The organism is Gardnerella sp. DNF00476, assembly GCF_049262735.1.
GTDB classification, from domain to species: Bacteria; Actinomycetota; Actinomycetes; order Actinomycetales; family Bifidobacteriaceae; genus Bifidobacterium; species Bifidobacterium vaginale.
Genome location: NZ_CP058401.1, coordinates 995839 through 1021688, shown reverse-complemented (window position 1 = coordinate 1021688; position 25850 = coordinate 995839). Strand labels below are relative to the sequence as shown.

19 protein-coding genes and 2 tRNA genes are annotated in these 25850 nt (G+C 44.0%); 3 read left to right on the top strand and 18 right to left on the bottom strand.

Translation table 11 applies throughout. The annotated features are described in order from the left end of the window. Positions 1-89: 89 nt before the first annotated feature. From HXT25_RS04070 to HXT25_RS04045, 6 genes are all read right to left on the bottom strand, one after another. Entirely contained in the window at positions 90-761 is a 672-nt protein-coding gene (locus tag HXT25_RS04070; RefSeq protein WP_004121367.1) for a pyroglutamyl-peptidase I, read from the bottom strand. 31 nt (positions 762-792) lie between these two features. Beyond that, positions 793-1758 (bottom strand): polyphenol oxidase family protein, encoded by a 966-nt coding sequence (locus HXT25_RS04065; RefSeq protein ID WP_422118704.1) that lies wholly within the window; start codon positions 1756-1758, stop codon positions 793-795. A gap of 54 nt (positions 1759-1812) precedes the next feature. Next, positions 1813-2670: an aldo/keto reductase gene (locus HXT25_RS04060; protein ID WP_004115945.1), complete on the bottom strand. Its 858-nt coding sequence runs from the start codon at positions 2668-2670 to the stop codon at positions 1813-1815. A gap of 126 nt (positions 2671-2796) precedes the next feature. Continuing rightward, complete coding sequence (locus tag HXT25_RS04055) at positions 2797-5541, bottom strand: polyribonucleotide nucleotidyltransferase (protein ID WP_004115946.1); 2745 nt, start codon at positions 5539-5541, stop codon at positions 2797-2799. Positions 5542-5975: 434 nt separating this feature from the next. Beyond that, positions 5976-6245, bottom strand: coding sequence for a 30S ribosomal protein S15 (gene rpsO, locus HXT25_RS04050; protein ID WP_004111957.1), 270 nt, complete (start codon positions 6243-6245; stop codon positions 5976-5978). 145 nt (positions 6246-6390) lie between these two features. Next, positions 6391-7071, bottom strand: coding sequence for a DedA family protein (locus tag HXT25_RS04045; protein WP_009994439.1), 681 nt, complete (start codon positions 7069-7071; stop codon positions 6391-6393). Between the two features lie 377 nt (positions 7072-7448). Between HXT25_RS04045 and HXT25_RS04040 the strand changes: the two genes are divergently transcribed. Next, the gene (locus HXT25_RS04040; protein WP_004111953.1) at positions 7449-8096 is read left to right on the top strand and encodes a hypothetical protein; all 648 of its coding nucleotides are present in this window, start codon (positions 7449-7451) and stop codon (positions 8094-8096) included. Positions 8097-8259: 163 nt separating this feature from the next. Then, positions 8260-8332 (top strand) — tRNA-Ala (locus HXT25_RS04035). Between the two features lie 311 nt (positions 8333-8643). Here HXT25_RS04035 and HXT25_RS04030 read toward each other — a convergent pair. The 12 genes from HXT25_RS04030 to HXT25_RS03975 all read right to left on the bottom strand — a co-directional run bounded on the left by HXT25_RS04030 (position 8644) and on the right by HXT25_RS03975 (position 24425). Then, positions 8644-10623 carry a serine/threonine protein kinase gene (locus HXT25_RS04030; RefSeq protein ID WP_422118703.1) on the bottom strand — a complete coding sequence of 660 codons (1980 nt, stop codon included), beginning with the start codon at positions 10621-10623 and terminating at the stop codon, positions 8644-8646. A 157-nt stretch (positions 10624-10780) separates the two neighbouring features. Next, positions 10781-12139 carry a UDP-N-acetylglucosamine 1-carboxyvinyltransferase gene (gene murA / locus HXT25_RS04025; RefSeq protein ID WP_004111949.1) on the bottom strand — a complete coding sequence of 453 codons (1359 nt, stop codon included), beginning with the start codon at positions 12137-12139 and terminating at the stop codon, positions 10781-10783. Positions 12140-12227: 88 nt separating this feature from the next. Next, positions 12228-13637: a metallophosphoesterase gene (locus tag HXT25_RS04020; RefSeq protein WP_422118702.1), complete on the bottom strand. Its 1410-nt coding sequence runs from the start codon at positions 13635-13637 to the stop codon at positions 12228-12230. A 481-nt stretch (positions 13638-14118) separates the two neighbouring features. Then, positions 14119-14973, bottom strand: a complete 855-nt coding sequence (nusG, locus tag HXT25_RS04015) for a transcription termination/antitermination protein NusG (RefSeq protein WP_004118345.1) — start codon at positions 14971-14973, stop codon at positions 14119-14121. A 28-nt stretch (positions 14974-15001) separates the two neighbouring features. Then, on the bottom strand, positions 15002-15217 hold the full coding sequence (gene secE / locus HXT25_RS04010; protein WP_004111941.1) for a preprotein translocase subunit SecE: 216 nt from the start codon (positions 15215-15217) through the stop codon (positions 15002-15004). A gap of 38 nt (positions 15218-15255) precedes the next feature. Next, a tRNA-Trp gene (locus HXT25_RS04005) sits at positions 15256-15331 on the bottom strand. Between the two features lie 164 nt (positions 15332-15495). Then, positions 15496-16755, bottom strand: coding sequence for a pyridoxal phosphate-dependent aminotransferase (locus tag HXT25_RS04000; protein ID WP_415699158.1), 1260 nt, complete (start codon positions 16753-16755; stop codon positions 15496-15498). Between the two features lie 425 nt (positions 16756-17180). Then, the gene (proB, locus tag HXT25_RS03995) at positions 17181-18326 is read right to left on the bottom strand and encodes a glutamate 5-kinase (RefSeq protein WP_004575022.1); all 1146 of its coding nucleotides are present in this window, start codon (positions 18324-18326) and stop codon (positions 17181-17183) included. Beyond that, entirely contained in the window at positions 18327-19991 is a 1665-nt protein-coding gene (gene obgE / locus HXT25_RS03990) for a GTPase ObgE (protein ID WP_004111934.1), read from the bottom strand. It lies immediately after the preceding gene. Positions 19992-20200: 209 nt separating this feature from the next. Beyond that, positions 20201-20452, bottom strand: a complete 252-nt coding sequence (rpmA, locus tag HXT25_RS03985; RefSeq protein ID WP_004106248.1) for a 50S ribosomal protein L27 — start codon at positions 20450-20452, stop codon at positions 20201-20203. A gap of 33 nt (positions 20453-20485) precedes the next feature. Continuing rightward, positions 20486-20794 (bottom strand): 50S ribosomal protein L21, encoded by a 309-nt coding sequence (gene rplU, locus HXT25_RS03980; RefSeq protein ID WP_004111933.1) that lies wholly within the window; start codon positions 20792-20794, stop codon positions 20486-20488. Positions 20795-20975: 181 nt separating this feature from the next. Beyond that, positions 20976-24425 (bottom strand): Rne/Rng family ribonuclease, encoded by a 3450-nt coding sequence (locus tag HXT25_RS03975; protein WP_422118837.1) that lies wholly within the window; start codon positions 24423-24425, stop codon positions 20976-20978. A 324-nt stretch (positions 24426-24749) separates the two neighbouring features. Here HXT25_RS03975 and HXT25_RS03970 point away from each other — a divergent pair, with 324 nt between their 5' ends. Beyond that, positions 24750-25691: an AEC family transporter gene (locus HXT25_RS03970; protein ID WP_004115958.1), complete on the top strand. Its 942-nt coding sequence runs from the start codon at positions 24750-24752 to the stop codon at positions 25689-25691. The last annotated feature ends 159 nt before the right edge of the window (positions 25692-25850 follow it).

Sequence of the window (25850 nt, the reverse complement as noted above, 5' to 3'; positions counted from 1 at the left end):
CCCGCACGATTCACTAACTTATCGTGCACACTCCATCAGCAATAACGCTATCACTTTAGACGCAAAAACACTCGGGCGTGTCGAGCGAACTACTCGAGCAATATGCTTAAAGATGAAGGTTTCATATAGTATTTTACGGCTTCACGAATTATGTTTTGACCAGCTTTTATTTGCGAATCTAACGGCAGCCCATGCCTAGCATCATGAGTTGCAACTACTGGAGGAAAACTTACAAATCCTGCGATTATCTGCTTTTTAGAATTATTGGACGCCCAATTTAATAGCCTATAAAACAGTGAGTTGCAAACGTATGTTCCTGCATCCGAACTTAGTGTTGACGCTATTGCATCGTGAGCAAAATCGTTCAGAATCATTCGCAATGGCAACCTAGTCCAATATGCAGATGGTCCATTTTCAACAATTTGTACACTTTGTGGAGTGTGGTTATCTACGTCTGGTTTAGTTGCATCCATAATATTTGTGGCGCACCGTTCTAATTGCACTCCGCGAGCAGTATGTTTTACCCCTGTTGCTATTACAATATCCGCATCTTGCGCATTAATCATTTCTAAAAGCTGAGGCCATGCGTTTGCAAAGCTAATCGGCAGCATTACAGACTTGATATTTACTCTAACATCTTCTGGAAGATCAAGCTCCTGACTTGAATATTGTTCTAAAGCCAATGGCACTTCGTAAGACGGGTTTACGCTAAGATCAACATATGGTCCAAATCCTGAAATAACTACGTTAATTTGCTTCATAACAATAGCTTTCTACGAATAGCTTTGCTTTTTACTTATCTTTGACTATAAGCGCAAGCAATCGTCCTTCATGTGATTTTCCAGCAAGACCTGCGCGTCTATGAGAATACCAGAGTGGATTTTCCAACGTGCACATTTGGTTTTGCAACGCCTGAAGGCGACTTTTCAGCGTTCCACCTTCGCAATCAACATCGCAAACTGTACTCAATTCTTCGTCTTCTGCCAAATATTGAGTTGCAGCTGTAACTCGCGGTAAAGCGTCAACAACGTTTGCAACTCCTGCCAGCGCTAAATCAATGCGGGCAGCTTCAGCAATATCAATTCCCACTCCACCAAAACGCGTTTGCGTTGCAGTCTGTGGATATCTGCGTTCAAAGTCGCTAGCTATTTCTTCGCCAACTTCGTAGCAATCGCCACAAATGCAGGGTCCAAGAACGGCTGTTATATTCGAGCGTTCGGCTCCTTTTTCACACATTGCTTCAATAGTAGAATCAAGTACTCCAGCCATTAAGCCTTTTCGTCCGCAATGCGCTGCAGCTATTACTCCAGATTCACTATCGGCAAGTAAAACTGGTAGGCAATCTGCAGCAAACATTCCTAAAGCGAGTGAGCATGCTGTTGAAACTTGCGCATCAGCCTCAATTCGCACTTTTGAATCTGCAAAACCTGTTGCATCGAAACCGTACTGAGTGTTCCACGAATCAACTATTGAATCTGCATCAAATACGCTATTTCCATGCACTTGGCTAACAAGACACAAGTCGGCTTTAAGAGTATTTTGCAAAGCACAACGGTTGCTAAACACAGCTTTAGCATCGTCGCCAGCTTTGCCACCTAGGTTAAGCGACGCAAAATCACCTTCGGAAATGCCACCTAATCGTGTTGTAAAAACGGCGTGAGCGTGCGATCCCAATGGCACTGGAATTGTCACTGGAATTGGCAACCCATGCTCGTCTTCATGAGCAAGTGGCATTCCTGCTACGCTAGTTTCCTGCATATTATTCGCTTTCGTTTTGTTTTATTTGCTGTAACAAGTTATTTGCCGTAAAAGTTAGCCCAAATAAGCTAATTCTTCATCGCTTAACTGCAAATCCGCAGCTTTTAGACTATCCAATATTGTAGCTGGTCTATGAGCGCCTGGAATAACAAAAACGTTATTTCCCTTAGCAAGCTCCCAAGCCAAAACAACCTGCTGATAGCTAACTTTATGAGCATCTGCCACTTTGCGGAATGGGTCAAAAAGATGCTCGTCATATGGGTGACGGAACCCTCCAAGAGGACTCCAGCAAACAAACGCAATTCCAAGCTGCTTGCAATATTGCAACGTGTCTTCATTCTCTAAATGCACTGGAGAATACTGGTTTTGCACAGCCACAAGCTTTTCTCCAAGAATTCCGCGCGCAATGTCAATCTGCTCAACAGATGCGTTAGAAATGCCAATTTCGCGCGCAACTCCTTCATCGAGCAGCTGTTGCATTGCTTCAATCGACTCATTGTATGGAACTTCTGGATCTGGCCTGTGGAAGTAAAGCAAATCAATCGTATCTACGCCAAGAGCCATTGCTGACTCTTTAGCGTGCGCAATCAAATGCTCTGGCTTACCATCTTTACCCCATGTTGGTCGTCCGTCAGTAAAGTTGCGGAAGTGTCCGACTTTTGTTGCAACTAAAATAGAGGACTTGTCGCCATTCCAACTTTCTAAAGCTTCGCGAACAAGCTTTTCTCCAGTTTGTTCCTCGCCGCCAGAACAATAGTATGCCCATGCTGTATCGATATGAGTGCAGCCTGCATCAAGAGCTGCATGAATAGTTTCGATACCCATATCGTGTCCAAGATTGTTTTCAATCGTCAATGGCATTTCACCAAAACCAATAGAAGTGGTTTTAAATGACCCTAAAATGCGATCCATAATAGTATTTCCCTTATTTTAAGCCGTTTTAAAATGCCCCCAAGTGCAAAAGCTACTTGAAGGCATTTAGAATTATTTTTATTTTATGCGACTACGCTTTTGTGCGTTCATCTATTTGACTTAAGATTAATCCTCGTCAAATGGGTCAAAATCGCGACGGATCCTACGACGAGGGCGCTCAGAACGCTCTTCGCGAGACGCGCGATACTCATCATAGTGATCGTCATCAGCTGCGTAACGTGGATTACGGTCGTTTCCACGACGATCGGCATTGCGATGAGCAGACCTATCTTCATGGCGATCATCGCGATTATCCCTGCGATCATCCCTATCATCATAACGATCTTCACGTGGAGCGCGTCGGCGAGGACGATCTTCAAAATCGTTGTTATCGTAACGATTATCCCTGCGATCATCCCTTCTGGAAGAACGATCCTCATAACGGTCAGAACGATCGCTTCTATCGTTTCGATCATTCCTATCGTCATAACGCGAATCACGATCATCACGAACATTACGGCGGCGAGGGCGCTCATCCCTATCGCCCCTATCATCCCTATCGTCACGTGGAGCGCGTCGGCGATCGCTTCTGCGATCATCCCTATCATCACGATCTTCGCGAGGAGCGCGACCACGGTTTTCGCGAGGCGCTGGAGCAGAAGATTCCTGATTCTCAAAACCTGGAATAGCCAAAGAAATCTTACCGCGCTCATCCACGCTTTGTACGATTACTTCTACGTTATCGCCTTCCTTAAGCACATCTTCAACAGTATCAATGCGCTCGCCATTAGCAAGGTTACGAATCTGAGAAATGTGCAGCAATCCGTCACTTCCAGGAGTCAAGTTTACGAAAGCACCAAAGCTTGTTGTCTTAACAACCTTACCAGTGAAAGTTTCACCAGCTTTTGGAATACGAGGATTTGCAATAGAGTCGATGATTTCCTTCGCCTTCTGAGCAGCTTCGCCGCCTTCAGAAGAAATATAAACAGTACCGTCATCTTCAATGGCAATCTCGGCACCAGTTTCTTCTTGAATCTGGTTAATCATCTTGCCCTTAGGTCCGATTACTTCACCAATCTTATCTACAGGAATCGTAGTTGTGATAATGCGTGGAGCAAATGGGCTCATCTCAGCTGGGCAATCAATGCACTCGTTGATAACTTCAAGAATCGTTGCACGAGCTTCGTGAGCCTGCTGCAAAGCGGCAGCCAAAATATCAGCTGGAATGCCATCAAGCTTAGTGTCAAGCTGCAAAGCAGTGATGAACTCGGAAGTACCAGCAACCTTGAAGTCCATATCTCCGAAAGCATCTTCTGCACCGAGAATATCGGTCAAAGTCTTGAAGATATGCTTTCCATCAACATCTCCCGAAACCAAGCCCATAGCAATACCAGCAACTGGAGCCTTCAAAGGCACACCAGCTGCAAGCAAAGAAAGCGTAGACGCGCAAACAGATCCCATAGAAGTGGAACCGTTAGAACCAATAGCTTCAGACACCTGACGAATAGCGTATGGGAACTCTTCACGACTTGGCAAAACTGGCACCAAAGCCTTCTCAGCCAAAGCACCATGACCAATCTCGCGACGCTTTGGAGATCCAACGCGACCAGTTTCACCAGTGGAATATGGAGGCATTTCGTAATTGTGCATATAGCGCTTAGTCTGCGGACCAGAAAGCGCATCCACTTGCTGCTCCATCTTAAGCATGTTCAAAGTAGTTACGCCCAAAATCTGGGTTTCACCACGCTGGAATAGCGCAGAACCGTGAACGCGAGGAACAATATCTACTTCGGCACTAAGCGTACGAATATCGCGCAAACCGCGACCATCAATTCTGTAATCTTCCGTTAAAATACGACGACGAACAATCTGGCGCTGCAACTCCTTGAAGGCGTTACCAAGTTCCTTTTCCTTCTCCTCATCGTCCATATCAGTAAACTCTTCTGCGATTGCAGCACGCACGCCTTCCTTAATTTCAGCAATACGGTCTTGGCGTGGAAGCTTTTCAGCAATAGAAAGAGCCTCGTTCAAATCAGCATGAGCAATCTCATCGATTCTTGCATAAAGTTCGTCAGTGTATTCTGGGAACAGCTGGAATTCCTTGGTTTCTTTAGCTGCAATACGCTTCAACTCATTCTGAGCGTCGCAAATAACCTTAATAAAAGGCTTTGCAGCTTCCAAACCACCAGCTACAACTTCCTCATCTGGCTTGATTTGACCCTCGTTATAGATCAAATTCCAAGCGTTCTTGCCAGCGCCAGCTTCGATCATTGCAATAGCAACATCGCCATTTTCAATAACACGACCAGCAACAACAATCTCAAATACTGCACGCTCGCGCTCACTCCAACGTGGGAAAGCAACCCACTGACCATCAATCAAAGCCAAACGCACACCAGAAACTGGGCCTTCAAATGGCAATCCAGAAATCATAGTAGATGCAGATGCAGCATTCAAAGCAATAACATCGTATGCATCATCTGGATTAATTGCCAAAATTGTTTCAACAACTTGCACTTCGTTACGCAAAGTGTGTGGGAACAATGGGCGTAATGGGCGGTCAATAATACGGCACGCAAGTGTTGCCTCATTTGACGGGCGTCCTTCTCTGCGGAAGAAAGATCCTGGAATCTTTCCAGCAGCATACATTTTTTCTTCCACATCAACAGTTAATGGGAAGAAATCGTAATTTTCCTTTGGGCTAGATCCTGCAGTCGTCGTCGACAAAATCATGGAATCATCATCCAAATATGCGGCAACAGCACCGTCTGCTTGCTGAGCAAGGCGACCAGTTTCAAAGCGTAGCGTACGCTTTCCAAATGAACCATTATCAATAACGGCTTCTACAGCCTTAATTTCGGGACCCTCCACGGGTTCCTCCTTTTCTTAACTTACCTAATCAACCAACATGCGTAATAACATTGACAACTTCGCTTTTGTTATTTGTTTACCTCTAACATCCACGCGAATTTGCAAATTTGCATATGCCAATGTTTCTTTTCGTAGTGTTTTTTGTTTCGGCTACTTCAATCATCCATATTCAATTATGCTTCTAAATCTTCAGTTATAAATCTTATGAATCCTAAATTCTAAAATCCAAAAATATAAGTCTCTACAATATTTTCTATAGTTTTTCCATAACTCTACAAATTAGACACTATAAGTCTGTTTAAAACTAATAGATTTAATTCAAGCTTTTCTATTCTACTTCAAACCCACTAAAACCGATAAACCCGATAAATACATAATGAAAATATTCATCATGAAAATATAAAAGCCCGAGCTTATGCCCGGGCAAAAAAGACTTATCGACGCAATCCGAGTCGATCGATCAAAGAACGATAACGGTTGATGTCTACACGCTTCAAATAATCAAGAAGACGACGACGATCACCAATCATGAGCATCATACCACGACGAGAGTGGTGATCATGCTTATGCTCCTTCAAGTGATCAGTAAGGTCAGCAATACGCTTGCTCAACAAAGCAACCTGGACCTCTGGGGAACCCGTGTCACCCTCATGTGTCGCGTATTCGTTGATGATGCTCTTCTTATCTTCAGCCGTCAATGCCACGGCGTCCTCCTTAATATCACTGCGCGGTGCTGCAACCTTATGATGCAGCGCTCTCAATCCGCGGGCGTTACACGCCAAGTGTTAATTCTACAACAACGTGTTAACAAGATTAATTCGATTGAATACTCGTAATTCTACTAATACCCTACTTCTCCAAACATTTCTTAGCTTTGTTAGCAGCATGAGCTTTATAAAGTCCAATAAACGTTGGTACAAGAGAAATCAGCAGAATCGCCACTATAACAAGCTCAAAATTCTTCTGAACAAAAGGAATATTGCCGAAGAAATATCCGAGCATTGTAAAAAGCGACGACCATACCACTCCACCAAGAATCGAGAAAGGAGTAAAACGAGTCCAACGCATTCCAGAAATACCCGAAATAAAAGGCATAAAAGTTCGTATAAACGGGAAAAACCTACCTAAAAACACAGCAAGAGGACCCCATTTATCAATCATCTTCTCTGTTTTAGCAACGCGTTCTGGAGTCAATGCCTTAACTTTACCAGATTCAACAATTCTTCTGCCGAAAAAGTGTCCGATGAAATAATTGCACTGGTCGCCAACAATAGGTGCTATCCACACAACCGCGAGCAAAAGCATAAGCGGAAGAGAACTTTTACCAGTTTGCGAATCTGGAGCAGCAAAGAATCCTGCTGCAAAAAGCAAAGAATCTCCAGGCAAAAATGGGAAAAACACAACGCCTGTTTCAATAAAAACGATTAAGAATATCAATCCCAAAGCAGGAGCTGTACCTATAGCAATCCAACCAGCTATAGCTGAACGCGGGTCTTTAAGAAGATTAAGAATAAAATGAATAAATCCCATAAGAATACCTAAAATCCTGTTTTGTAGTGCCGTGTTGCACTTTTTATGCACGCATTTTGCGCGGATTAACAATTATATTGCACGCTTTAGATTATGAGATTATGATTTGAATCCTGAATTTGTTTCCTTAAAACCGATATTTGACTACAAAACCAAGAACGCTAGCGCACTTACCGTGCACACGCAACACAGACTAACGATTAAACATGCTGATTAACAAGATGATTAACAAGCTAACGATTCGAGATTTTTTACAGACAATCAGGCGTTTTTCGCGTATATTTTATTTTGCTGGTAATGTAGTCATTGAGAATTTGATATTACAAATTTGATCTAGCTTTAAAGTGTTTAACGCGTTTAAAGGAGAGTGGCAAAAGATGGATCAGCGTAAAGCAAACACTGATGCTAACGCAGATAAAACACTTGAATCACCTAACGAATTGGAATCTGAGCTATCGATAGCAGATATTTCCAAACGTCACTCTAATCCTAAACGCTGGATACTCTACTTTGCAGTGCTTCTAGCAGCAATAGTCATTCCATATTGGATAGGTAGAACATTAGCAGTACAACACACTTCATGGGTTGTTCAACATTATTCTGGTTTAACACCACAAGGCGTTGTGTTTATAGCATGGGTTACAACCGTTGCAACAGCTACAACACTAGCAATGGCATTAATAGAGTCTAAAAAATGGCTGTGGAGATTTTTATTCGTTATTTTTCTAACGATTGAACAATTTATAAGCGGCTTATGCTTGCTAAGACTAAGCTTTTGGTACTCAACATACGTCGTTTATGGGTCTGCAGCTGGACTAGCTAATGCAGCAAACCTTGGAATAATATCTGCAGGATTTGGCGTTGCTGTATACGCTGTTTTATTCGTAGGACTACTTGTAATAGTGCCTAAAACATCACGCTTAAATGTGCTGACTTGCAGCTGGGCATCATTTATAATGTTCTATACTATTGAAGTCTTAGCGATTCTTGTGGTGATTTTTGGCGGATTTATGACAGCAATGTAGCTTCCACATATGCATACTAAATGTGTGCACTATATGAAAATACAAATAAGCATTAGGCGCATTATTATTGACATTTAAACGTTTTTTGCAACACTCCATACTGGTTTAGCATTGTACTTTTACGCACCTTGTAGTACAGTGTGCAGAGTTGTTGTAGAACAATGGGGCTATAGCTCAGTTGGTAGAGCGCTTCGTTCGCATCGAAGAGGTCGTGGTTTCGATTACCATTAGCTCCACTAAGCCCACTGCATTCATTCCACCGCAGTGGGCTTTTTCTTTTCTTACTTACTATTGCGCGATTCCTTGTTTGCTGTTGCGCGAAGTTTGAGTATTTCTCTCCTCGCAAGTCCCGTCGCTACGCTCCTCTTTTATTGCTCGTATAGAAATACATCAAACCTTCTGAATATCTAAAACTTTTGCGTATCTTTCATCACCGAGATTCTCGATTTTTCTTGCTTCTTCAGCGAATCACCATTTCATGCTGAGGTTCGCTTCATCCGCTGCAAAAAATCTCGAATCTCCACCGCACCTAGTGAATCCTTAAACATCAAATATCGCCATTGTCAAATATATTTTCAATTGAATCAATTAACGGATCTGCTTGGCTCATTATTTGCTTAACTCTATTGTCAACGTTTTTATTTTGCGACTTTATAGATCGCGCTAAATCTAACGCGTCGTCAAAAATATTTTCAATACTATCTTGACTAACAGCATAAGACTTAAATAAACTAATCCACGATTTTAGCGAATTAAAAACAAGTTCACACGCATCTATTTTTACAATCTCGTTCTGATTTTTCTTAGCATTTTCAATAAAATTATGCAATTTCGTAATATAATCAACATTTTGCGGCTTGTATTTTCCTTCCGCATAAGATGCAAAGCCTAAATACTCACTTCCAATCGAATAATACATTGATGCCAACTCATAGTCTCTTGATTTAACACCTTTTAACGCTTCTTTAAACCATTCAGACGCTGCTGTTATGCGAGTTTTTCTATTTGAATCACTAACTTCTTCCCCGTTTTCAACGCTATAGTACCAATATGCTTTGCCCACGGATAAGCACAACTCATACCAATCTTCAGATTTTTTAAGCATGTTTTTATACTCATTGATCAATGCTGTAAAATCTTCTCTTTCATCAAGAGTCCACCGAAAATCTTCAATTTGATGCACTAAAAGTCTGAGTATTGGTTGAATGGAAAGCGGCTGAATATTGGCATTAAAAAGTTTTATTTGCAATCGCATGGCTTGCTTAACATTTTGAATCACCTGCTTAGAATCCATTGATTTTGCCGCTGTTCTCATGTAGTTTTTATATTTTTCAACATCACTTATTTTCTCTATAGCATTCTTGTTTCTTTTTTCATCATTGTCACGAGTCAGTTGCACATAATCATTTTTTCGACTACTTATTTGACTATTTGATGTTAAAGAATGCAATGATGTTCCTATCAAAAAGCAGCCAACAACAACCATCAGTATGCAGCAAATAATTTTGATTACAATATTTCGATAACTATTCCTACCACTCTTTTTATGAGTATTTTTACGCATACTCCTACGACTACTCTTACGCCTATCGCGACGATTATTCTTATAATGATTTACACGTGACCTGATATTTTCTATACCCTCTACGCCAGAATCTAAATTGTCTCCTAAATAATTTTCTAAGCAATCCTCTAGCGACTGAGCAAATTCTTTACAATCCGCATAACGCTCCAAAGGATTTTCTAACATGGCTCGCATTAAAACAGCTTGAAGATCGTTAGCAAAACCACCATCAGCTAAGTCGAAATTAGTAAAGTGCTTTGTAGCATCATAATGCTCTGAGTTTTCTGAGTCTATAGTCTTATTATCAGAAAAACATTTACCCGTAAGAGCAAACCACAATGTAGCACCAAGAGAATACACATCAGTAAAAACGCCTATTTTGGATTCAGGCTTAAAAAGTTCTGGAGCAGCAAATCCACGAGTAGCAAAACGCGCATCTTGTTTAAATCTGCTTGGTTGCACCAACACACCATCTTTATTTTTAATTTCTAATGCAGATCCAAAGTCAATTAAATAAACTTTTGAATCCGCACCAAGCATAATGTTAGATGGTTTTAAATCACAATAAACAATAGAAGGATTAAGTGAATGAAGATATTGCAATAAGCCACACAATCGTATACCTAAATTACACACTTCGGCAGGACTCATAACACCTTCTTGTAAAATCATTGATTTTAAAGAAAATCCGTCAACATAGTCGCGAACAGCGTATGCTCTGCCATTCTCCTCAAAAAAATCAACAATTCTAGGTATAGAAGGATGATTGCAATGATTTAAAACCTCAACTTCTGCGCGCAAAGACTGCAAAATCAAGGCTTTTTTATCGTCATCAAAATCAGTAGCAGTTTCTTTTATAGCCCACTGCTTATGAAGAACATTATCTACCGCAAGATAAACAGTAGATGTTCCTCCAGCTCCAAGTTTTCCGAGAATCTGATATCTTCCGCCCACACAAACCATATTTGCCGCACTTTCATAAAATCAAAATGACAATAATCCTGTGCTGCAAACTTTATAGACTAATTTGCGTATTGAAAATACTTATAGAACAATGTGTACCAAAGCCATCAAAACCCTAGAAAAATAAGGGAAAAGTTATCCACATTGCTCACATTGCTCAATCAATATCCGCGCCAAGAGCAGTCAACTTACCGCGGAAATCTGCATAACCACGGTCAATAAGCGAAATACCCTTAACGTTAGATGGACCCTTAGCTGCAAGAGCCGCAATAAGATGACTAAAACCGCCTCGCAAATCAGGAACATCAATATCTTGACCAGTAAGAGGCGTCGGACCAAAAATCACAGCAGAATGCTTGTAATTTCGCTGCTGGAATCGGCAAGGAAGAGAACCTAAGCACTCGCGATACAACTGAATCATAGCGCCCATTTGAACAAGTGGTTTTGTAAACCCAAAACGATTCTCATAAACAGTTTCGTGAACAATACTCAAACCTTTAGCTTGAGTTAAAGCAACAACAAGAGGCTGCTGCCAATCAGTCATAAAACCAGGATGGACATCGGTTTCAATAGCAACAGGATGCAAATCACCACCCGGATGCCAGAATCGAATACCGTTATCCGTAACGTCAAACTGACCACCAACTTTACGGAACACGTTTAAGAAGGTCATCATCTCTGGCTGAGTAGCCCCTTTAATAAACACGTCACCATGAGTTGCGAGCGCCGCCGAAGCCCAAGATGCCGCCTCAATCCTATCTGTTAAAGCCGTATGATTATAGCCTTGAAGCTTATCAACGCCCTCAATCCTAAATGTTCGATCAACGTCTACAGAAATAATAGCGCCCATTTTTTGCAAAACAGCCACCAAATCCATAATTTCTGGCTCAATTGCAGCACCCGAAAGCTCTGTTTTACCTTCTGCAAGCACGGCTGCAAGAAGAGTTTGCTCAGTGGCACCAACCGATGGATAAGGTAGATGAATTTTAGTGCCATGCAAACCGTTAGGAGCAGTAATATGAATACCATCCTCATGATCTTTATCTACATTCGCACCAAGTTTACGCAAAGTTTCAAGATGGAAATCTATTGGACGCCCTCCAATATTGCACCCACCTAAAGCTGGGATAAAAGCCTCACCAAGTCTGTGAAGAAGCGGACCAGAGAAGAGAATCGGTATTCTAGAAGATCCTGATAATGTATCTACGTCTGCAACATCAGCAAGCTGAACATTGCTTGCGTCAATACTAACAACGCCTGCAGCACCATCGACATCTACGTTTACTCCATGCAAACGCAGCAAATCAGAAACAACGTGAACATCTCTGATTTCTGGAACATTCTTTAACACGGATTTCCCAGGAGCAAGCAAAGCTGCAACCATTGCTTTACTAACAAAGTTTTTTGCACCACGAACTTTAATAGCTCCGTTAAGCGGCTTGCCACCTTCTACATGCAAAACGTCTGCAGCGTCAATGCCACTTTCGTTCTGTTCAGCCGTATTATGCGCAGACACATTTACCTCTTTCGTTTGCAACTAAAACTAATCACTATAATACCGACATGCGTGCCAATAACACATACCAATTCGAGCATTAACCAAGCTACTTTGCTGCGCGAGACCGCCATCTTCTCAATAGCCTTGCAAAAAGCGAAGGTTTTTGCAATAAATCTACTTCTGGCAAATCGTGATCGCAATCCGCGTTTAGACCATAAGTATACGCCTTTTTAGACGAAGGTTTTCCAACTAAATCACCAAATTCAAGCATTTGCGTTCTAGGCTCGTATGGGTGACGTATGTCAAATTCGATAAGTCTTGCACCACATTTAGATGCAGCTGGCCCATAAGATCCAAAACCACACGTTGCAGTAGACATAAGTAGCATATCCGAATCTTTACAACGTCCAGCAAACGCGTTTCTGTGATCATGCCCTGCGCAGAAAGCGAAAGTGCCAATCTTTTGCAAAATATCATATTCCCCACTGTCTTTATCTGGGCAACTCACACCTTCTCCAAGATAACCATCTGGCAAAACGCGATTATCGTCTAAAGCATAATATCTCCCAGCAAAACGCCTGTACCCCTCGATCGCATGTTCCTGAGACGCATAATCTTTAGAAACTTCACGCATTAAACCATAGTATTGAGGAAGAGGAAAATGCTGGAAAACACAGAATTTTGGAGGCGATAACTTTGGCAAATTTCTCAAAAAATCAAGTGCCTTATCCGAAGGTTTCCCATAACCTCCACTCTTCTCATAGTCTCCAGAATTAACCAAAACTAATGAAAATATAACATTTTCCTGATTCACATCCATAACTGGAAGCGCAAACGTACCAGCTTCACAAGGAAAAATAATTTGATTTGGCAATATGCATTTAGTGGATTGCAAAGCTGCAACATTGCAACTAGAAGAATCATAATTATTCGACTTGTTTTGCGAAGAACGGTTCATGCAACCCTTAAACTCTTGATACAAAGAATCCAATTCTTCATTGCTTAACCCACATTGAAAATCATGGTTTCCGTAAGTCAGCGCCCATGGAATTGAACGATCTTCCAAAGGCTGCACCATACGCTTAATGTGCTCAATAACTTTTTTTCGCGTTGCATCTAGTTTTTCTGCATACGACTCATCCTTAGGTGAGTAATTATCAGAAAATCGTCCTGAGGAAGAGTCGAAAGCCTCCGAAGACCAGCGTCTGCGTACAAATGTATCCGCAAAATCTTTAACATATCCAGCAATTTGATTACCCGTAAAAATCACAATATCTGGCTTAACAGCATCACAAGCGGACTCTATAAGTCTAATTGTATCTTTGCTAATTTTTGGAGCATCCTGAACATCTGCAAACTGCAAAACACGAAATTTGCCAGAAAGATGGAATTGCAATTTACCTAATCGTGCAGAAATAGACATCGGCAAATTAGCCGATTCAGAAGAATTAGCCGATTCAGAAGTGGGTAAAACTTTAAACTCATCGCTATTCGTAGATTCTGCAATTTCTGACATGATTCAAGCATACGGCACATCAGAGAACAGTATCAACAAAAGATTTAACAAAATTCAAAGAATTTAACGCTAAATTATTAAGACTGCACTCGAACTACAGAAAAATAAAAAAATATACACAAAAATGGCGAAACGTAGAGATTTTTTACAAGATTTTCAGGTAATTCACAGGCAATAACATCTTTGTCTTAAGTAAAGGATGCCTATTATAGAGACATCAAGGAAAAAGCAAATCAACATAACGAATGATTTGCAAGAACCAATAACTGAACCTCTCTTCTTCTCTTCTCTTTCATAACCCCGGGTTAATAGCTCGGGGTTTTTGATTAAATTATAAAAAATTACATTACAAAATTACGGATTATTCCCCCCCCCCCCAAAAAAAAACAAAACAAAAGTCGGGATGCAGCAAACACCACACCCCGACTTATGCACTGATAAAATCAGATACGCGCAACAATCACAAAACGCGCATTAAAAATCAAACAATAGGCTCTACCTGGTTAAATCCAAGCTCCACAGGAGTTTCGCGACCGAAGATAGAAACAAGAACCGTAAGCTTCTGCGTTGTAGGATCCACATCCGATACCACGGCAGCCATAGTCGCAAATGGGCCATCGGTAACTGTAACTTGATCGCCAACCTTGTAAGCCACCTCAACGGTACGCTTACGAGCCGCAGCAGGCTTATCTCCAGCCTTCTTCAAAGCCTCAGACGCAATCATAGGAGCCATCATATCGATAACTTCCTTACGGCTAAGAGGAGCAGGCTCCTTAGATGGGCCAACAAAACCAGTAACGCCTTCAGTTTCGCGCACAATACGACGAGCATTCTCATCTGGCCACATACGAATAAGCACATATCCCGGGACGCGAACGCGGGTAATAACCTTCTTACCCTTGTCGGTGTGCTTTTCAACCTCTTCCATTGGCACTTCAATCTGGAAAATCTTATCTTCCAAACCAAAGCTTTGTACACGAGATTCAACGTTAGTTTTAACGCGCTTCTCGTAGCCAGAATAGGTGTGGAGAACGTACCACTTGCCTTCAAGAGTGCGCAAAGTCTTAGAGAATTCCGCAACAGCGGCAGCACCAGCATCTGTAGGATCAACTTCTTGCGCAGCGGAAGAATCGCCAGCAACCGTTTCAGCAGGCTCAGCAGGAGACTCGGTCTCACCAGCTACGTTTTCACTATTTTCAGAAGCATCTTCTACGACAACAGTATCTGCAGCATCTGCGTTCTCAACATTTGCAGCATCAACCGAAATATCAGCTGCGTCAAAATCCGCAAGATCATTCACAGAATCAACATTTTCGAGATTCAACTCGTCAGTCATATTCGCACACCCTCAAAATTCGTTGAAATCAGCCAAACAGCCACATAACAGACTTACCCAAACCGAAGTCCATAACAGTGACGAAAACCATCAAGAAAATAACAAAAATAAACACGGAAGCTGACCAAGCAAACAATTCCTTGCCGTGAGGAGCAACGACTTTGCGAGTCTCATCAATAGTTTGCTTAATGAACATGCCAATACGCATGAACAAATTCGGCTTCTTCTCTTTTGCCTTGGCCATGCTTGAATCCTTCGTTTGAAAATTGTTAACAATAAAACTGGCAGGGACGGCGGGACTCGAACCCACAACCTACGGTTTTGGAGACCGTTGCGCTACCAATTGCGCCACATCCCTAGGTGAACTTGCTAATCATACCTTAAAAAGATTGACTTGGCAAAACCGCCAAATAGATATGTTAGCGGAAGGGCAAGATTTAAGGGTTTTATTATGATTAGCGAGTGTCGCTAAACGCGCGGTTGCTGGCGACTTTTGCGCGCGTAAACAACGCGCTGGCGCCTTTAAAACGCGCTGCCGCCTTCAATCCACTGCTTCATACGCCTCATACCTTCGGCAAGCTGACTGTCTGCTAAAGCACACGAGAATCGCAAGTGGCCAGGCGCACCAAAAGCCTCTCCAGGAACAGCGGCAACATGCGCTTCATCAAGAAGCATTTGCGCAAGCACAGACGACGTGCCTGGAATCTTAGAATCCTTGCCCATCGGGCGATCAAGTAGTGCCTCAACGTTTGCAAACGCGTAGAAAGCTCCGTGCGAAAGAGGGCAAGTCACGCCATCAATATCGTTTAACGCCTGCACAATAGCCTTGCGACGAGCATCGAAGGAATCACGCATTTTTGCAACTTCATCTAAGGTCCCACCAACCGCTGCAAGAGCTGCTCGCTGTGAAATATTGGAAACGTTAGACGTCATGTGGCTTTGAAGCTTAATCGCAGCTTTTGCGACATCAAGCGGCGCAACCATCCAGCCAACACGCCAACCTGGCATTGCGTACGTTTTAGCAACACCGTTCAAAACAAGCAGCTGGTCGCGCACTTCTGGCACTTCTACGCCAATATACGACGTTTTTACGCCGTCGTAATGCAAGTGCTCGTAAATCTCGTCGGAAAGCACCCAAATATGGTGTTTTACAGCCCATTCGCCAATCGCGCGAATCGTTTGTGCGCTCCAAATAGCGCCTGTTGGATTAGAAGGCGAAGTTACAATAATCGCACGCGTGCGTGGGGTACGAGCCGCCTCAATCGCCTCAATATCTGGCTCAAAACCGCGATCCGCGCCAGACATAACAGGCACAGGCACACCACCTGCAAGTTTTACTGCCTCTGGGTAGCTTGTCCAATATGGCGCTGGGATTATAACTTCATCGCCATCGTTTAACAAAATCTGGCATGCTTCGTAAACAGCTTGTTTGCCGCCATTCGTTACAACAACTTGATTTAGGGAAACATCGTAGCCAGAATCGCGCTTGACTTTGCGCGCAATCGCCTCGCGAAGCTCTGGAAGACCAGCCGTAGCCGTGTACTTGTAGTTTTTTGGGTCTTTGCATGCGGCAGCTGCGGCTTCAACAATGTAGAGCGGCGTTGGAAAATCAGGTTCGCCTGCGCCGAAGCTAATAACGTCGATTCCTGCGGCTTTCATTGCTTTTGCTTTGCCATCTACAGCAAGCGTTGCACTCGGTGCCACTTTGTTAATGCGATTGCTCATAGAGCGCCATTGAGAGTTTGATGCATTTGCTGCGATTTGCAACTCGTTTTCTGCCATATTTGCTGCGATATTTTCTGCCATACTCTACAGTGTAACCATTACACGTTATTTCCCGAAAATGCACCAAGTGATGTAGAGATTCGAGATTTTTTGCCGCGAGCGAGGTGAGCCTCAGCGCCGAAAGGTGGTGACTCGCCGAGAGAGCAAGAAAAATCGAGAATCTCGGTGATTAAGCTATACACAATTGCTCAAGCATGTAAGAGGGCTGGGTGATTCTTGGTCGAACAGTATAAGAGCGGCAGCCGATACCAAATAATCCAATGATCAACCACTACAAATAAACTTCAACCAAAAAACAAAATCAAAGCCAAAACGGAACAACCGCAACTCTAGACTACACGTAATAGGCGGAGCGTTGTGAGACAAGAATTAGCCAGCCCTCTCGCAACAGTAGGTAAGAAAAACGCAAAAGCAAGCAAATGCTATAAAAGCACAAGATTATCGCGATGCACCACAGGATGCGCGTATTGCCGCCCCAAAGTCGCCTCTAAATCATCTGTTGTAAGCCCCATTACCTGCGGTATCTCATCTGAATCAAATGCAACTAGCCCTTTGGCTAAATGATTGCCATGCTCGTCATCAATCCACACTGGATCACTTGCAGAAAAGTCGCCAGCAACCCCTACGATTCCAGCAGCCAACAGGCTTGCTTTCCCTCCTCGAACGGCTGCAGCTGCACCAGAATCTACAATAATCGAGCCATGCGGATTAGACGCAAAACCAATCCAAAGTCTTCTGGAAGACGCGCGCGAATTTAGTGGCGCGAACACGGTTCCAACGGCTTTCCCCGATAGTGCGTCCTCCGCGTTACTAGCACATGTCAAAAGCGTTGGGATTCCAGAAACAGCAGCAACGTGCGCCGCATCCATTTTGGTTATCATTCCGCCTGTGCCTACACCCGAAATGCTGGAGCCAACTTTAACATCGTCTAGCGCGCGCGTAACATCTGGAACAAAACTAATCCGCTTAGCATCTGGTTCGCTAGGCGGAGCCGTGTAAAGCGCGTCAACATCTGTTAAAAGAACCAGCGCATCTGCTCGCACAATGTTCGCCACAAGCGCCGCAAGCCTATCGTTATCACCAAAACGTATTTCGTTGCTAGACAGAGCGTCGTTTTCGTTTACGATTGGCACAACGCCTAATTCCAGCAGCCTAAGCATTGTGCGTTGGGCATTACGGTAACGCGAAGGACTTATAGTAACGTCTGCCGTTAGTAGCATTTGCCCTACTCTTATGCCGAATTCCGCAAATGCTGACTCATATTGGTACATGAGCAAGCCTTGTCCAACTGATGCTGTTGCTTGCTGAGTAGGCACATCTTTAGGACGTTCATTAAAACCAAGTAGTCCAAATCCCGCTGCGATAGCACCAGAAGATACTAAAACTACATTAGCTCCAGACATTTGAGCACGGCTAATAGCCGTAACAAGAGCACGTAATTTTTGCACGTCTAAATGACCAGATAAGTCTGTAAGCGAGCTAGAGCCAACTTTTACGACTATTGTGTTCGCATTGCTAATTGAACGCCGAATCTCATCTTCGGTAGGCTCAACTGCCTTATTAATCATTTACTCACCACGTCCAAATAAACTCTGCTCATCGTGTTTGTCGTCATCTACCGATGGATCTGCCCAATGACCTTGCTTTCGCTCCGCCATCATCGCATCTCTCACAGCGCTCTTTGCATCCATCATCATGTGATAATCGCGTCTGCGCTCCGCATTCGTGCGCCTTGCACCTCTAGGGTCATTTGCTTCAAGTCGCAAGTCTTTTCCACGCGCACCCAAGCTAGCGCCGTCCAAACCTTCCGCACCTGCTGCAATGCTTGGATCCCAGTCGAAGCAAACCATGCGGTTTCCGCGACCAATCCTAATCTCGTCTCCTGGACGTGCACCCTTCTTGCGCAACTCGTCTTCCACACCAAGTTTTGCTAAGCGATCCGCCAAATAGCCAACTGCCTCGTCGTTGTCGAAGTTTGTTTGCACAACCCAACGCTCTGGCTTAGCGCCCGTAACAGTAAACCAGAAGTCGCCATTTTTGTCTTCTTCGCGCTCGATTGTAAAGTCGCTAGCACTTCCGCGGCCATCATCTCTGCGTCGTCTCAATGCTGGCTGTTCAAGCGGCTGAATAACAACTCGCTCTTCTTCTCGCGCTGCCTCTTGCTCAGCAAGCTTTTCGCGCATACTAGCCACCATCTTTCCAAGCGCAAAACCAAGCTCTTTCAAGCCTTCGTGAGACGCAGTAGAAATCTCAAAAACTGGAAAGCCCATTTTTTCAAAGTCGCTTCGCACAAATTCTGCCAACTCTTTTGCCTCTGGCACATCAATCTTGTTTAGCACAATAATTCGCGGACGCTCTGGAATCGGAATTGCTCCAAGCGGCAAATCCAACTTGTTTGCGTATTGCGAAAGCTCGTGTTCCAAAGCCTTATAATCGCTGATTGGATCGCGATTGGGTTCAAGCGTTGCGCAGTCGATTACGTGGGCGATTATTTCCGTGCGCTCAATGTGGCGCAAAAATTCTAGCCCAAGCCCTTTTCCTTCGGAAGCTCCTGGGATCAATCCTGGCACGTCTGCGATTGTGTAGCGGTATTCACCAAAGCTGACCACACCAAGGTTTGGAACAAGCGTTGTAAACGGATAATCTGCGATTTTTGGTTTTGCAGCGCTGATTGAAGCTACAAGACTTGACTTTCCTGCAGACGGGAAGCCCACTAGCGCGACGTCTGCTATCGACTTTAGTTCTAGGATTACGTCTCGTTCTTCGCCAGGTTCGCCTAGTAGTGCAAAACCTGGAGCGCGGCGAGTTTTATTGGCAAGAGCGGCGTTTCCAAGGCCTCCAGCACCTCCTGCTGCGACTACGAATGTGTCGCCTACATGTTGCAAATCAGCCAAAACGTTGCCTGGCTTTTTTTGCGCGCCCGATGCACCCTTCGCCTCAAAAATTACGGTTCCGACTGGCACTGGCAACATAAGGTCTTCTCCTTTGGAGCCGTCCTTTGTATCACCTAAACCCATTGTGCCACTCTGCGCTACGCGATGTGGCATGAATCGGTAGTCGAGTAGGCTGTTAGCGTTGCGATCGGCTACGAATATAACGCTTCCGCCATTTCCGCCATTTCCGCCATTTGGACCTGCAAGTGGCTTGTATTTTTCTCTGCGCACGCCTGCGGATCCGTTGCCGCCGTCGCCGCCTTTAACGTGTACCGTTACTCGATCTACAAAATCGCTCATAACTTTTACCTTACTTGATGCTCAATACTCGCCAGATTTGCCTGCGTTTGTTTACGTTTTGGTCGATCTTGGAAACAAACACAAGATCATTTCCCGATTTTGTAGCTCAAAACGCCAAAATCAACAACAAAAAACGTCAATACTCGCCAGATTTGCAAAAACAAAAAAGCCGCACCGAACGGGGTGCGGCTAGAAGATTAATGAGTTACTCAGGCGGTAACTACGTCTACAACCTTGCGATCGCGACGAATGCCGAACTTCACATTGCCGTCCACCAAAGCGTACAGCGTGTGATCCTTACCCAAAGCAACGTTCTGTCCTGCATGGAACTTGGTGCCGCGCTGGCGAACAATAATGTTTCCAGCCACAACAGCTTCTCCACCGAACTTCTTAACGCCAAGATATTGCGCCTGTGAGTCGCGACCGTTGCGCGAGCTAGACGCACCCTTCTTATGTGCCATCTTGCTGTCCTTTCAGGTTTATAACACCGTCAATCAGGCGATGGCCGTGATCTTGACGAGAGTCAACTTCTGACGATGACCCTTGCGGCGAGCCACGCCAGTCTTGTTCTTATACTTCATAATGCTAATCTTTGGACCCTTAGCTTCGTCGTTAAGAACTTCTGCCTTAACTGTGATCTTTGCAAGATCCTTAGCGCTTAAGGTCACCTTAGCACCGTCAACAACGAGCGCGACCGGGAATTCCACGGTATCGCCCTTCTTTGCATCGAGACGGTTTACGAGGATGGCGTCTCCAACCTCAACCTTCTCTTGATGGCCACCGGCCTTCACAATCGCGTACATAATTCGTTCCTTAGCTAAATTGAAAGCTTTACTATTGCCTCACGCGCAGCGTTGAACCTGCGGCAAGACACCGACTATCAAAATTACACCGACCCCTGTACTAACGTCAAGTCTTAATTCATAAAGTCGAAATAAGCAATAGACATTATTGTACTCGAGCCGTATACTTTGCGTCTATTTTTTAGTTTTCACTAGATTCTTGAGAGCTTTCTGTGGATTCTTGAGATTCTTGCGAATCATCAGATTCCTCAATTTTCCCGACTACCTGCGATTCTTCACTGCTTTCTGCAGATTCATTACTCGCATCTACTGCAGAAAAGTCGCCAGCAACCGAAGATTCATCAACACTGTCAACACCGTCAACAACACTATCGCCTGCATCGCCATTATTAGCAACGTCATCTGCATCTACAGCATTCACATCATTATTGTTATCGTCTTTATTATCGTTACCGTCTTTTTCGTCACTTTTGCGCAAAGACTCCTCCAAGAAAGCCGACGACGCTGCAGCGGCAGCAATACGCGCTAATTTGGCGCGAACATCCGCACTGGACTCCTGCTTAACCACAGGCATAGGGTCCGCAATACTTCCATGACCATGCTTATTGGTTTTAATAAACGGATCACCGCCCTTAAGCGCGTAAGGATCCGCATACTCCGAAGACACAGTCGGCTCGTCGTGAAGAATAAACCCACGACCCTTGCAAGTCGGGCACTCCTCCGAAAACGCCTCGACCAAACCCTGTCCAACGCGCTTACGAGTCATTTGGACGAGACCAAGAGATGTAACCTCCGCAACCTGATGCTTTGTGCGGTCGCGCGCAAGACACTCAACAAGACGGCGCAAAACAAGATCGCGGTTCGCTGGCATAACCATGTCAACGTAATCAATCATAACCATGCCGCCAATATCGCGAAGTCGCAGCTGACGCGCAATCTCCTCGGAAGCTTCCAAATTGCAGCGAGTCACAGTTTCTTCCAAAGACTTACCGCGACCAATAAAACGACCCGTGTTTACGTCAATCGTTGTCATTGCCTCCGTGCGGTCAATAACAATCGAACCGCCTGCAGGAAGATAAACTTGGCGTTCCATGCCCTTTCTAAGCTGGCTGTCGATTTGCCACTTGTCGAACACGTCTTTACCTTCATGCTCAGCAGGATCCCAATACTCAATCTTGCTGCGCAAATCAGGAGCCATCATCTCCAAGTATTCACAAATGCGGTCATACGCGCCCTTGCCTTCCACAATCATCTTTTGGAAGTCATCGTTAAATATGTCTCGAACAACACGAATAGCCACATCTGGCTCGCCTTGCAAAAGCTTTGGCCGCTTGCCATGCAAGAACTCTTCTCGCTTCGCTTCGATTCGTTCCCACTGTTTTACAAGCGATTCAAGGTCTTTTTCAATCGCATCTTCACTAGCACCATCTGCGGCGGTTCTAATGATTATGCCCATGTCTTTAGGCGCGATTTTGCTTACGATTGCGCGAAGTCGGCTGCGTTCACGGTCGGATAGCTTGCGACTTACGCCCGTCATAGCTCCAGACGGAACAAGCACAAGGAACCTACCAGCAAGCGTTACTTGAGATGTTAGTCGCGCACCCTTATGGCCTATAGGGTCCTTAGTAACCTGCACTAAAACAGGGTCTCCTGCCTTAAACGCAAGCTCCATTCTTCGCGGCTGTCCTTCTAATCGTGTTGTATCCCAGTTGACTTCGCCAGCGTAAAGCACGCCGTTTCGGGCTTGACCAATGTCTACGAATGCAGCCTCCATGCTTGGCAGCACATTTTGTACACGACCAAGGTAAATATTTCCTACTGTTGCAACTTCTTGAATATCAGAAACATAGTGTTCTACAAGAATATTGTCTTCGATTACAGAAATTTGCGTGTGACGATCGCGTTCACGCACAACCATAAGTCGGTCAACGTTTTCACGCCTTGCCAAAAAGTCTTGCTCCATAAGCAAGTTTTGGCGATTACGCTCCCTGCGATTGTCACGACGACGCTGCTTTTTGGCTTCAAGTCGCGTAGAACCTTCAATATCCGTAATCTCATCAATATACTGCTGTTTTCTAGATCTTCGACTAGACGAATCGGAGTCTATTGACACAAAACGCGATTGTGTGCTTTGTGAATTTTGCGAACTTTGCGAACTTGAGGAACTTTGAGACGAATCGTCAGAAGATTTCGACCTGCGACGACGGCGACGACGAGTGTACACTTCCTCGTCATCTTGAGATCGCAACTCGTCTGGATCTGGAATTAAATCGCGGTCTTCTTGAGAAACTTCTATTTCGTTTATGTCATAATCGTCAGCGTATGAAGAATCATCCGAAGATAGGTCGGATGTTGTTCTACGGCTTGATCTATCAGACTTATCTGCCCTATCTGTCCTATCTTCCTTATCTGCGCGAGACGGTCTGCGACGACGGCGACGACGGGTTATCATTTCTCCGTCTTCATCATCATTATTTTCTAAATCAGAAGTTTTTGCATACTTGCGGGTTGATTCAGAATCTACATCATTATCTGACTCAACACTATTTTCAATTCTTTCGTCAATTACATCATCGATTGGAGAATAAACTATGTCGTCGTATTCAAGGTCTTCTTCTATTTGCTCGACTTCTGCGGCGGCGCGTCTTTCGGCAGCGTTTAGTCTGCGATTCTTGCGTGACTTTCTATGATTTTGATCATCGTAATTATCCTGATTGTCACGATTCTTACGACCATTATTGTTATTCTCGCTATATTTGTCACCATTATCTTTGTCAAGGTTAGCTTTATCAAAATTATCTTTATCAAGGTTAGACTTATCCAAGCTATCCTTATCCAGATAATCTCGATTATTTCTACTTATTCTGCTATCGCTTCTATTATCATTTTCGTTTAAATCTTCAGGATTTGCACGATTGGATCGATTCGCGTGATCAGAACGATCTGCACGATCTGCACGATTTACTCTGGAGCGCACACGAATAACACGCGTATCATCTTCAGATTCAGAATCATAGTTATCGTCAAAATTGTTACGATTATTGCGATTTTTGCGACTACGTACTCTACTTAAATCCTCGTCTTCATTGCGATTCTTCCTGTCATTCCTGCCAGAACGCGTTTTACGCAACTTTCGTGAACTGCGACTATTATCTTTGTCTAAATCATCTCGACTGTTTTCTCTATCGCTTTCATTTGCATCATCGTCGTAATCTAAATCGCGCATACGACTATTGTTTTCAGGCAAACGATGAGGTAAAACAGGCTCCTGAAAAAGTAGCGATGTTATCGGCCTTACAGGAGTTTGGTGCTCAACAACACTTTCAGATTCAGTTTCCTCAGAGCGTGTATCGTAATCGTTTCCGCCTTGTACGTGTAGTTTCATCGATTCGCCAGCTGCTCCTGCAACTCTTACAACGCGTCTTCCAGCACGCCTGCGTCTTGTGCTTGACGCTGCGTCTTGCGAACCTGAAACCACATTGACAACACCTGCTGTAACGGGTGATGTAACAGTTGAAGCAGCTGCTGATCTTTGCTCGTCAGCTGCGTTAGTAGATTCGTTCGCGCTTGAATTTGCTGCTACGAATGAAAGATTTTTATCTTCATTTTTATCATTATTGGCTTCGGGCACGGTGAAGCCTTCTCGTGTTACTCTGGGCACTATGCTCCTAGCGAAGCTCTGCAATAGTTTCGCGCTCTTAGCCTGAAGAATGCACACGCTTATGCGAGCCACCCCTAAGGCTATCAATAAAGTCTAGCTGCACGACAGCGGACACCAGCCTCGCCCAAAATCATGCGTGAAAATCACGTGAGGGGATCGACGCCGTCGAATGCTCTGGCGGCTTGCAGCGCCACCGTTTTCTAGTATGCCATATTGCAACGTCAAATAACATACGCCAATAAAAGTCGATTGCGCATTACCCACAATCCAAAAATCAGCGCTAAAATCGTTTTCATGGGTTTAATCAGTGCTATGCAAGGCTTTTGCGTAATTGGCATCGTCATTGCCGCAGGGTACGTAACCGCGCGTCTTCGCATCGGCGGATCGCAAGCACAAATGGTGCTTAATCGCGTAAGCTTTTTTGTTTCAAGTCCTTGTTTAATGTTTGCAATACTTGCAAAAGAGCCAATTTTTGAGATTTTCCACTCGTCAATTTTTGTTGCGTTTTTCTCCGCAATGATTGTTGGCGTTGCATTTATTCTGCTTAATCGCCTGTTTTTCCGTCTTCCTGCGGCAGATTGCACAATTGGCGCGCTTAACTCGCTTTACTTAAACTCAAACAACATTGGCTTGCCTGTTGCAACTTATATTCTTGGAAATCCCGCGCTTGTTGCACCGATTTTAGTTATGCAGCAAGCTGTTTTTACGCCTGTGGGACTAACGGTTTTAGACGTTACAACTACTGGAAAGTGCTCGCTTAAACGCATTGCTCAACAGCCGCTTAAACAACCACTTTTAATTGGTTCACTTGGAGGAATTATTATTTCGGCAATTTCCGCAAAAATTGGCTATTTTCCTGTTCCGAATTTTCTTTATGACCCGATTAAAATGATTGGCGATTCAGCGGTTCCTATGATTTTAATGGCTTTTGGAATGTCACTTTACGGCAGCAAGCCGCTACAAAAAGATTCTAATCGTGCTGCTATTGCGACTGTTGCTATTCTGAAAAACTTGATTATGCCAATTATTGCGTTTTTATTGGCTTATTTTGTTATGGGTTTCCGAGGTGCCACTCTTTACGCGTGTGTTGTGCTGGCGGCGCTGCCGACTGGTCAAAACGTGTACAATTACGCTGCAAGATACAATGTTGGCTTGAGTTTTGCGCGCGATGGAATCCTGTTTTCTACGGTTACGAGTCCGATTTGTATTGCGTTAATCGCAGCAGTTTTAGGGTGACTAATCCTCCCGCATTTGTTCCCTATTTAAGCAAATATAACTACAAACACTGGCAAAAATAAACAAACACAAAAAAAATGCTTCCGGTTTTGAAAGCCCCTAGTAGCAAACAAAACCGAAAGCAACAACACTCAACACCCAAAACCCAACAAGCTAAAC